Consider the following 9,494-nt stretch of genomic DNA (forward strand, 5'->3'; position numbering starts at 1 on the left):
CCGCGCCCTCCCGGCACCCGCTGTGCACGCCGGCCCGGAACGCTCGCGTTCCGGGCCGGCGTCCTTCGGGCGGGTCGACGGGCGCGATGTGCCCGGGCGTCGTCCCTTGCCGTAATCTCGGAGCCCGGAGCCCACTGCTCACGGGATCCGGACCTTGATCCACGACTTGGGGTTGCACAGCAGATGACTGCGATTTCTCTCGGCATGCCGTCCGTTCCGACCAAGCTCGCCGAGCGCCGGAAGAGCCGGCAGATCCAGGTCGGATCCGTGGCGGTGGGCGGGGACGCCCCCGTCTCCGTCCAGTCGATGACGACCACGCGCACGTCCGACATCGGCGCGACCCTCCAGCAGATCGCCGAACTCACCGCCTCCGGCTGCCAGATCGTCCGCGTGGCCTGCCCCACGCAGGACGACGCGGACGCGCTCGCGACCATCGCCCGCAAGTCGCAGATCCCGGTCATCGCGGACATCCACTTCCAGCCCAAGTACGTCTTCGCCGCCATCGAGGCGGGCTGCGCGGCCGTCCGCGTGAACCCGGGCAACATCAAGAAGTTCGACGACCAGGTCAAGGAGATCGCCAAGGCGGCCAAGGACCACGGCACCCCGATCCGCATCGGCGTGAACGCCGGATCGCTGGACCGGCGCCTGCTCCAGAAGTACGGCAGGGCGACCCCCGAGGCGCTGGCCGAGTCCGCCCTGTGGGAGGCGTCCCTCTTCGAGGAGCACGACTTCCGGGACATCAAGATCTCCGTCAAGCACAACGACCCGGTGATCATGGTCGAGGCGTACCGCCAGCTCGCCGCCCAGTGCGACTACCCGCTCCACCTCGGCGTCACCGAGGCCGGCCCCGCCTTCCAGGGCACCATCAAGTCGGCCGTCGCCTTCGGAGCCCTGCTCTCCCAGGGCATCGGCGACACCATCCGGGTCTCCCTGTCGGCCCCGCCGGTCGAGGAGATCAAGGTCGGCATCCAGATCCTCGAGTCGCTGAACCTGCGCCAGCGCGGCCTGGAGATCGTCTCCTGCCCCTCCTGCGGACGCGCCCAGGTCGACGTGTACAAGCTGGCCGAGGAGGTCACCGCGGGCCTCACCGGCATGGAGGTGCCGCTGCGCGTCGCCGTCATGGGCTGCGTCGTCAACGGCCCGGGCGAGGCCCGCGAGGCCGACCTCGGCGTCGCCTCCGGCAACGGCAAGGGCCAGATCTTCGTGAAGGGCGAGGTCATCAAGACCGTCCCCGAGTCGAAGATCGTCGAGACGCTCATCGAAGAGGCGATGAAGATCGCCGAGCAGATGGAGAAGGACGGCGCGGCCTCGGGCGAGCCGCAGGTCTCGGTGGCCGGCTGACGGGAGCCCCCGGGCGCCGGGCGGCGACCCGGCGCGTCCGGCGCCGGGGACGTGCCCCGGCGCGGGGCCGAAGCGGGGAGTCCGGGGGCGGCAGTCCCCGGGATCCCCGGGTACAGTGCGGAGATCAGGCAGACCCCGTTGTGTGAGGCCCCCGCACTTGTTGACGCAGACCACTTCCCGGGTCCTCGAACCGAGTGACCTGGACGCCGCACTCGCCGTACTCGACCGCGAGCCGGTCGCGAACACCTTCGTGACGGCCCGGGTCCAGATCGCCGGCCTCGATCCGTGGCGGCTCGGCGGCGAGATGTGGGGCTGGTACGAGGGGGGCGTCCTGACGTCCCTGTGCTATGCCGGCGCCAACCTGGTGCCCATCTGCGCCACCCCCCGGGCCGTCCGCGCCTTCGCCGACCGCGCCCGGCGCGCAGGACGCCGCTGCTCCTCCATCGTCGGCCCCGCCGGTCCCACCGCGGACCTGTGGCGGCTGCTCGAACCCCAGTGGGGCCCGGCGCGCGACGTCCGCACCCACCAGCCGCTCATGGTCACCGACCGCATGCCCGACACCACGGCCCCCGACCCGTACGTCCGCCGCGTCCGCAAGGACGAACTGGAGACGATCATGCCGGCGTGCGTGGCGATGTTCACCGAGGAGGTCGGCGTCTCCCCGCTGGCCGGTGACGGCGGACTGCTCTACCAGGCCCGGGTCGCCGAACTCGTCGGCGCCGGCCGCTCCTTCGCGCGCTTCGACGCCGACGGCAAGGTCGTCTTCAAGGCGGAGATCGGCGCCGCGACCGACCGCGCGTGCCAGATACAGGGCGTCTGGGTGGCCCCCGAGCACCGGGGCAGGGGCGTCGCGGCGCCCGGCATGGCGGCGGTCCTGCGCTACGCCCTGACGGACGTCGCCCCGGTGGCGAGCCTCTACGTCAACGACTTCAACACCCCCGCCCGCAGGACGTACGAGAGGGTCGGCTTCCAGGAGGCCGGAGCCTTCATGAGCGTACTGTTCTGACGCGCACGCCCCTGTAGTCTCCCCGGCATGCTGCGCTTTCCCGGTCACGGCCGCCCCCACCCCGACGACATCGTGATCGCCCCCCTCGACCTCCCCGGACACGTCGACGAGGCGCTGGCAGTGCAGGCGGTGGCCTTCGGGCTCGGTCCCGACGAGGTGGCCGTACGCCGGCAGATCGTGCTGCGCCACATGACCTTCCCCGGTGCCAGGGCGTTCGGCGCCACCGCCAAGGGTCGCCTGGCCGGCTTCGTCTACGGCATGCCCAACGACCGCACCCACTGGTGGTCCACCGTCGTCGAGCCCTATCTGCGCGCCCGGGGCAACGACGACTGGCTCGACGACTCCTTCGTCATCACCGAGCTGCACGTCCACCCCCGGTACCAGAAGCACGGCATCGGCCGTGCCCTGATCACCACGATCACCGACGGCGCCGACCAGCCGCGCTCGATCCTCTCCGCTATCGACGCCGAGAGCCCGGCCCGCCATCTGTACCGCTCGCTCGGCTACCAGGACCTGGCCCGCCAGGTCCGCTTCCCGAGCGCCGACAAGCCGTACGCCGTCATGGGCGCCCCGCTGCCCCTCCTGCGCCGGTAGGGAGAATGGATTTCCGCCGTCCCCTCCCGCCCGGCTAACCTCCAGTCATCACCTAGACGCAGCAGGAGTACGAGAACCATGGCGAACGCACCGGTCCAGCGCATGTCCCAGTTGATGGCGAAGACGCTGCGCGACGACCCGGCGGACGCCGAGGTCCTCAGCCACAAGCTGCTGGTCCGCGCCGGCTACGTGCGCCGTACCGCCGCCGGCATCTGGACGTGGCTGCCCCTCGGCAAGAAGGTCCTGGCCAACGTCGAGCGCGTCGTCCGCGAGGAGATGGACGCCATCGGCGCCCAGGAGGTGCTGCTCCCCGCCCTGCTGCCGCGGGAGCCCTACGACGCCACCGGCCGCTGGGACGAGTACGGCCCCGAGCTGTTCCGCCTCCAGGACCGCAAGGGCGGCGACTACCTCCTCGGCCCCACCCACGAGGAGATCTTCACCCTGATGGTGAAGGACCAGGCGTCCTCCTACAAGGACCTCCCGGTGATCCTCTACCAGATCCAGTCCAAGTTCCGGGACGAGGCCCGCCCCCGCGCCGGCATCCTGCGCGGCCGTGAGTTCCTGATGAAGGACTCCTACTCCTTCGACCTGGAGGACGAGGGCCTGGCCCGGTCGTACGCCCTGCACCGCCAGGCCTACCAGAACGTGTTCGACCGCCTCGGCCTCGACTACCGGATCTGCGCGGCCACCGCGGGCGCGATGGGCGGCTCCAAGTCCGAGGAGTTCCTCGCCCCCGCCGAGGCCGGCGAGGACATCTTCGCGGACTGCCCGAACTGCGACTTCGCCGCCAACACCGAGGCGATCGCCTACGAGCTGAAGCCGGTCGACGCCGCGGGCGTCCCGGCCGCCGAGGACATCCCCACCCCCGGCACCCCGACCATCGAGACGCTCGCCGCGTCGCTCGGCGTCGAGGCCTCGGCCACGCTGAAGAACCTGCTGGTCAAGGTCGACGGTGAGATCGTCGCGGTGGGTGTGCCCGGTGACCGCGAGGTCGACATGGGCAAGGTCGAGGCGCACTTCGCCCCGGCCACGGTGGAACTGGTCACCGAGGCGGACTTCGCCGCCCGTCCCGACCTCGTGCGCGGCTACGTGGGCCCGCAGGGCCTGGACAAGGTGACGTACGTCGCCGACCCGCGCGTGGCACCCGGCACCGCCTGGATCACGGGCGCCAACAAGGCCGACACGCACGCGAAGAACGTGGTCGCCGGGCGCGACTTCGAGGTCGACGCGTACGTGGACGTCGTGGTGGTGCAGGAGGGCGACCCGTGCCCCAACTGCGGCACGGGTCTGCGCCTGGACCGCGCCATCGAGATCGGCCACATCTTCCAGCTCGGCCGCAAGTACGCCGACGCCCTCAAGCTCGACGTCCTCGGCCAGAACGGCAAGCCCGTCCGCGTCACCATGGGCTCCTACGGCATCGGCGTCTCCCGGGCGGTGGCCGCCATCGCCGAGCAGATGGCCGACGACAAGGGCCTGTGCTGGCCCGCGGAGGTGGCCCCGGCCGACGTCCACGTGGTCGCCGCGGGCAAGGCCCTCCAGACAGAGGTCGCCCTCGACGTCTCCGAGAAGCTGGCCGCCGCCGGCGTCCGCGTCCTGGTCGACGACCGTCCCGGCGTCTCCCCGGGCGTGAAGTTCACCGACTCGGAGCTGATCGGCGTCCCGCAGATCCTGGTCGCGGGCCGCCGCGCCGCCGAGGGCGTCGTGGAACTCAAGAACCGCCGCACGGGCGACCGCGAGGAACTCACCATCGACGAGGCGGTGGCCCGCCTCACGGCCTGACGTGCCACACCGCCCGCGGCTCCGGCCGGAGCCGCGGGCAAGTCGTGCCTCCCCCGGTGCCCCAAAGGTCTGGGAGGCACCCCCAGGGCGGTGGGGGAGGGTGGGCGCTGGGGGCACTCCCTCCGGGGGGAGGCACCCCGCAAGCGCCGGGCTGCGGACCCCCCGCCCGGACCGGCGCCCTCCGCCTCGCCGGCGCGCACCGGCGTCAGAGCCAGCTCGCGAACTCCAGCAGCAGTTCCGCGTCCCGCGCGCGCCCCACGCGCCGCGCCCGCACCCCCGACTCCACCGCCCGGAACAGCGTCCAGCCCCGCAGCCGCTCCCGGTCCACCTCCAGCGACTCCGCGAGCCGCTTCACCCGCCGCCGCGTCGTCGTCGCACCGGACGGCTGCGCGATCAGATCCTCCACCCGGTCACGCACCAGCCGCGCCAGATCGAACGCGCACTCCCCGACCACCGGGTCCGGCCCGACCGCCAGCCACGGCATCCGCTCCCCGGCGAGCACCTTGCTCTGCCGGAACGTGCCGTGCAGCAGTTTGTGCTCCGGCGGCGCGGCCAGCAGCTCCTCGCGTGCGCCGAGCGCCGCCTCCACCAAGGGCGCGACCTCCGGATCACCGGCCCCACTCGCCCGCATCGCCCGCGCCTGCCGCTCCGTCCGCCCGGCCACCGTCTCGAAGCCGTGCCCCTCCGGCGGGTCCACCCAGAGCCGGCGCAGCGTCCCCGCCGCCTCCAGGAGTGCCTTGGCCTCCGGCAGCGTCCGCACCGACACGTCCGGGTGCAACCGCTCCAGCAGCAGGACGCCTTCCGCCCCGGAGACTGACGACGGCTCCAGCAACCGGACGGCTCCCCGCCCGTCCCAGTGGGCGAGCGCGGCCCGCTCGCTCTCCGGACGCGCCCGGCCCGGCGCCAGCTTCAGCACGGCGGGCGTGCCGTCGGCCGTGCGCACCAGCACGACCAGGCTGCTGCGCCCGCCCGGCACCTGCACCCGCTCCACGGTCAACTCGCGCTGCGCGACGGCCTCGCGTGCCGCCTCCGGCAGCCTCTCCAGCCAGTCGTCGCCCTCGGGCGCCGTCTCACCGAGCGCCCTCACCAGACGCTGCGGCGGTTCGAAAACCATGCGCGAGTCGTTCCCTTCCTGCTGTACGCGGTGCCTGCCGCCCCCGTCACGTCACGCCGTCGGCGCCGGGGTCCCGGAAGCCGTACCGCCCCGCTCGGCGAGCCCAGGGAAGGCTACGCTCTCCCCGCTCCAGCGCACGGACCGCACCGCCGCCTCCCGCATCGCCCCGGCGGCCTCCCGCCGGCGTTCACCGGCGCTCGCGCGCACCAGATCGGCGTACACCCCCGCCACCCGGGCCTCCAGCTCCGCCGCCAGCCGGACCGCCGCGGCCGCGTCCGGCACCGGGAACGGCAGCGCGTATCCCGCCGCGGCGGCGACCGGCGCGCCCCCCGCGTCCCTCACCGCGCGCGCCAGTGCGTCCCTGCGCGCCCGGTGCGCGTCGTACGCCGTCCGTGCCTCGGTGCGCCGCGCCTTGCCGATCCGCCCGCCGACGACCCCGTAGCCGTACACCGCCGCGTGTTCCGCGGCCAGCGCCGCCTGGAGAGCCCGCAGCTCCTCGTCCTTCGCCCCGCCCGCCCGATTCACCGGCCCGCCTCCGTCAGCAGATACACGTGCACCGCGCCGGCCGCCGCCACCGAGGCCAGCAGCCGGGCCAGCCCACCCGGCGCCGCCAGCAGCTCCTCCGCGCGCCGGTCGGCGATCTCCCGCTCAGCCGCGGCCAGTTCGGCCAGGGCGTCCTTCTCCTTCGCGGGCACCGCGGCCGACGGCGAGGGCGAGGCCGAGGCCGGGCCGGACGGCGACGGCGACGGCGGGGCCGACGCCGTACCGCCGAACGCCTCCGCGTGCCGCACGACCTCCGCGCGCAGCGGACGCAGCCGCTCCGTCAGCTCGGGATGCGCGGCGAGGACCGCGTCGTACCGCGCGGCCAGCGCCGTGCTGTCCCGGGCCGCTCGCGCCCGTGCCCGGTCGGCGGCGGAGGGACGGCTGCCGCCGGTGGTGTCGGAGTTCTCGGACCCGGCGGTGCAGCCCGCCGTCAGCAGGGCCGCCGGAGCGACGGCGAGCAGACTCCTTCTGCGCGGCCCCGAACGGGCGCGCGGAGACGAGGGGAACGGCACGGCAGACGTCCTCGGGGGCTCGTACGAACGTGGCGACGGAAAGCGAAGCGGGCCGCTGGCCCGCGATCACGGTACCCGTGCGCCCGCCCCGAGGCGGTCAGCGGCACCCTCCGTGATCGGGGTGGACCGCAACACCCTCCGCGACCGGATACCCTTTGACCAGACACGCGCACCGTCCCACAACAGCACACGCGGCCGAGGAGTCACCCGGATGAGCACCACCCAGAGCGAGAGGCTTCGAGAACTTCTGGAGCCGCTCGTCAGCTCCCAGGGCCTGGATCTCGAAGAGATCGCCGTGGACTCGGTCGGCCGCAAGCGTGTGCTGCGCGTCGTCGTCGACTCCGACACCGGAGCGGATCTGGACCGGATCGCCGATGTGAGCCGCGCGCTCTCGGCGAAGCTCGACGAGACGGACGCGATGGGCAGCGCCGAGTACACCCTCGAGGTCGGCACCCCGGGCGCGGAGCGCCTGCTCACCGAGCACCGCCACTACGTGCGCGCCACCGGCCGCCTGGTGCGGTTCCAGCTCGCCGAGGGCGGTGAGCTGACCGCCAGGATCCTCGGCGCCGACGATGAGGGACTCGACCTCGAGGTGCCCGGGGTGAAGGGCCGCAAGGCCACCGCGCGCAGGCTCGCCTTCGACGACATCACCAGGGCGCGGGTCCAGGTCGAGTTCAACCGCAAGGACGACGCGTCCGACAAGAACAACGACAAGAAGGAAGAGGAGGCGTAGCCGTGGACATCGACATGAGCGCCCTGCGGGGTTTGGTACGGGAGAAGGAGATCTCCTTCGACCTGCTGGTCGAGGCGATCGAGTCGGCCCTCCTCATCGCCTACCACCGCACCGAGGGAAGCCGCCGGCACGCGCGCGTGGAGCTCAACCGGGAGACCGGACATGTGACCGTGTGGGCGAAGGAGGACCCCGAGGACCTCGAGGAGGGCCAGGAGGCCCGCGAGTTCGACGACACCCCGTCCGGCTTCGGCCGTATCGCCGCCACCACGGCCAAGCAGGTCATCCTGCAGCGCCTGCGCGACGCCGAGGACGACGCGACGCTCGGCGAGTACGCGGGCCGCGAGGGCGACATCGTCACCGGCGTGGTCCAGCAGGGCCGCGACCCCAAGAACGTGCTGGTCGACATCGGCAAGCTGGAGGCCATCCTGCCGGTGCAGGAACAGGTCCCCGGTGAGACCTACCCGCACGGCATGCGGCTGCGCAGTTACGTCGTCCGCGTGGCCAAGGGCGTGCGTGGCCCGTCCGTCACCCTGTCGCGCACGCATCCCAATCTGGTGAAGAAGCTGTTCGCCCTGGAGGTGCCGGAGATCGCCGACGGCTCCGTGGAGATCGCCGCGATCGCCCGTGAGGCAGGTCACCGTACGAAGATCGCCGTCCGCTCCACGCGCTCCGGTCTCAACGCCAAGGGCGCCTGCATCGGCCCCATGGGCGGCCGGGTGCGCAATGTCATGGGCGAGCTGAACGGTGAGAAGATCGACATCGTCGACTGGTCCGACGACCCGGCCGAGATGGTGGCGAACGCGCTGTCGCCGGCCCGGGTCTCCAAGGTGGACGTCGTCGATCTGGCCGCCAGGTCCGCACGGGTCACCGTGCCGGACTACCAACTCTCCCTGGCGATCGGCAAGGAGGGCCAGAACGCCCGTCTCGCCGCCCGTCTGACCGGCTGGCGGATCGACATCCGGCCGGACACGGAACAGGCCGGGGAATAGATCCAGGCCGCGGTGTGCTGAGATCACGACAGCTTCGCCCACGGCGGCGTTCGATTCCTGCCCCGCAGGGGCGAGGTCGGTCGGGGGAGGTAGACTGAGGAGTGTCTGGCCGGACACGTACTGGCGTATGCCCTGAGCGCACCTGCGTGGGGTGCCGGGAGCGAGCGGTCAAGAGCGAGCTGCTGCGGATCGTGGTGATCGAGGACGCGTGCGTCCCGGATCCTCGCGGTACGCTGCCCGGCCGGGGTGCCTATGTGCATCCCGCCCCGGTCTGTGTCGACCAGGCGGTGCGCCGCAGGGCGTTTCCGAGGGCGCTGCGCGTCCCGGGACCGCTCGACGTAAAGGCGTTGCGCCACTACGTCGAGCAGGCACAAGGTTGCTGAGCAGCGGCTCTGAGCCGACTGGGCAGGCAACACGGTAGGAACGCCGCACGGAACCCCCCGTGCGGCCTGGTACCTCGCGAGTCGAAAGCAGGTCGAGATTGCGATGAGCACTCGATGAGTACGCGATGAGTACGCCCATGAACTAGCGACGGTCCGGACGCAACCCGGACCTCAAAGGAGCGAAGTGGCTAAGGTCCGGGTCTACGAACTCGCCAAGGAGTTCGGTGTGGAGAGCAAGGTCGTCATGGCCAAGCTCCAGGAACTCGGTGAATTCGTCCGTTCGGCGTCTTCGACCATCGAAGCGCCCGTAGTACGCAAGCTGACAGACGCCTTCCAGCAGGGCGGCGGCAACGGCAGGTCCTCCGCCAAGCCCGGCGCGCCCCGCAAGGCGGCGCCCAGGCCCGCGGCGCCCTCTCCGGCGCAGGCCGGCGGCCCCTCCCGCGACGTCAGGGCAGCGGGCGACCGTCCGGCTGCCCCGAAGCCGCCGGCGGCGCCCAAGC

The 9,494-nt window shown here is 72.5% G+C and carries 11 protein-coding genes; 8 read left to right on the plus strand and 3 right to left on the minus strand.

Annotated features, from left to right (window positions below; genetic code table 11):
* The first annotated feature begins 183 nt into the window (after nt 1-183).
* From ispG to BU52_RS14135, 4 genes are all read left to right on the plus strand, one after another.
* Nucleotides 184-1,341, plus strand: a complete 1,158-nt coding sequence (gene ispG / locus BU52_RS14120) for a flavodoxin-dependent (E)-4-hydroxy-3-methylbut-2-enyl-diphosphate synthase (protein WP_037933448.1) — start codon at nt 184-186, stop codon at nt 1,339-1,341.
* A gap of 157 nt (nt 1,342-1,498) precedes the next feature.
* The gene (locus tag BU52_RS14125) at nt 1,499-2,347 is read left to right on the plus strand and encodes a GNAT family N-acetyltransferase (RefSeq protein WP_037933450.1); all 849 of its coding nucleotides are present in this window, start codon (nt 1,499-1,501) and stop codon (nt 2,345-2,347) included.
* A 27-nt stretch (nt 2,348-2,374) separates the two neighbouring features.
* Nucleotides 2,375-2,941: a GNAT family N-acetyltransferase gene (locus BU52_RS14130; RefSeq protein WP_051858179.1), complete on the plus strand. Its 567-nt coding sequence runs from the start codon at nt 2,375-2,377 to the stop codon at nt 2,939-2,941.
* A 78-nt stretch (nt 2,942-3,019) separates the two neighbouring features.
* Nucleotides 3,020-4,720 carry a proline--tRNA ligase gene (locus tag BU52_RS14135; protein ID WP_037933451.1) on the plus strand — a complete coding sequence of 567 codons (1,701 nt, stop codon included), beginning with the start codon at nt 3,020-3,022 and terminating at the stop codon, nt 4,718-4,720.
* A 205-nt stretch (nt 4,721-4,925) separates the two neighbouring features.
* On the opposite strand, the gene BU52_RS14140 is transcribed toward BU52_RS14135, so the two are convergent.
* From BU52_RS14140 to BU52_RS14150, 3 genes are read right to left on the minus strand one after another with little or no spacing between them, the layout of a single operon-like run.
* Nucleotides 4,926-5,834 (minus strand): aminoglycoside phosphotransferase family protein, encoded by a 909-nt coding sequence (locus BU52_RS14140; RefSeq protein ID WP_037933453.1) that lies wholly within the window; start codon nt 5,832-5,834, stop codon nt 4,926-4,928.
* Nucleotides 5,835-5,885: 51 nt separating this feature from the next.
* Nucleotides 5,886-6,359, minus strand: a complete 474-nt coding sequence (locus BU52_RS14145) for a DUF4439 domain-containing protein (RefSeq protein ID WP_037933455.1) — start codon at nt 6,357-6,359, stop codon at nt 5,886-5,888.
* Nucleotides 6,356-6,889: a hypothetical protein gene (locus BU52_RS14150; protein ID WP_037933456.1), complete on the minus strand. Its 534-nt coding sequence runs from the start codon at nt 6,887-6,889 to the stop codon at nt 6,356-6,358. The genes BU52_RS14145 and BU52_RS14150 overlap by 4 nt, the downstream gene beginning before the upstream one ends.
* Nucleotides 6,890-7,100: 211 nt before the next feature.
* On the opposite strand from BU52_RS14150, the gene rimP reads away from it, so the two are divergent.
* The 4 genes from rimP to BU52_RS14165 all read left to right on the plus strand — a co-directional run.
* Nucleotides 7,101-7,622, plus strand: a complete 522-nt coding sequence (gene rimP / locus BU52_RS14155) for a ribosome maturation factor RimP (protein WP_037933458.1) — start codon at nt 7,101-7,103, stop codon at nt 7,620-7,622.
* A gap of 2 nt (nt 7,623-7,624) precedes the next feature.
* Complete coding sequence (gene nusA, locus BU52_RS14160; RefSeq protein ID WP_037861923.1) at nt 7,625-8,611, plus strand: transcription termination factor NusA; 987 nt, start codon at nt 7,625-7,627, stop codon at nt 8,609-8,611.
* 101 nt (nt 8,612-8,712) lie between these two features.
* On the plus strand, nt 8,713-8,994 hold the full coding sequence (locus BU52_RS33530; RefSeq protein WP_078903226.1) for a YlxR family protein: 282 nt from the start codon (nt 8,713-8,715) through the stop codon (nt 8,992-8,994).
* Between the two features lie 184 nt (nt 8,995-9,178).
* Nucleotides 9,179-9,494 (plus strand): translation initiation factor IF-2 N-terminal domain-containing protein (locus BU52_RS14165; RefSeq protein WP_037933460.1); only part of this gene is annotated, 316 nt, incomplete at its 3' end.

Source organism: Streptomyces toyocaensis, from assembly GCF_000725125.1.
Taxonomy (GTDB): Bacteria; Actinomycetota; Actinomycetes; order Streptomycetales; family Streptomycetaceae; genus Streptomyces; species Streptomyces toyocaensis.

What these genes read in the sequence shown, in the direction of transcription:
- BU52_RS14130 (WP_051858179.1), top strand. Translation starts at nt 2,375, where the DNA reads ATGCTGCGCTTTCCCGGTCACGGCCGCCCCCACCCCGACGACATCGTG.
- rimP (WP_037933458.1), top strand. Translation starts at nt 7,101, where the DNA reads ATGAGCACCACCCAGAGCGAGAGGCTTCGAGAACTTCTGGAGCCGCTC.
- BU52_RS14135 (WP_037933451.1), top strand. Translation starts at nt 3,020, where the DNA reads ATGGCGAACGCACCGGTCCAGCGCATGTCCCAGTTGATGGCGAAGACG.
- ispG (WP_037933448.1), top strand. Translation starts at nt 184, where the DNA reads ATGACTGCGATTTCTCTCGGCATGCCGTCCGTTCCGACCAAGCTCGCC.
- BU52_RS14140 (WP_037933453.1), bottom strand. Translation starts at nt 5,834, where the DNA reads ATGGTTTTCGAACCGCCGCAGCGTCTGGTGAGGGCGCTCGGTGAGACG.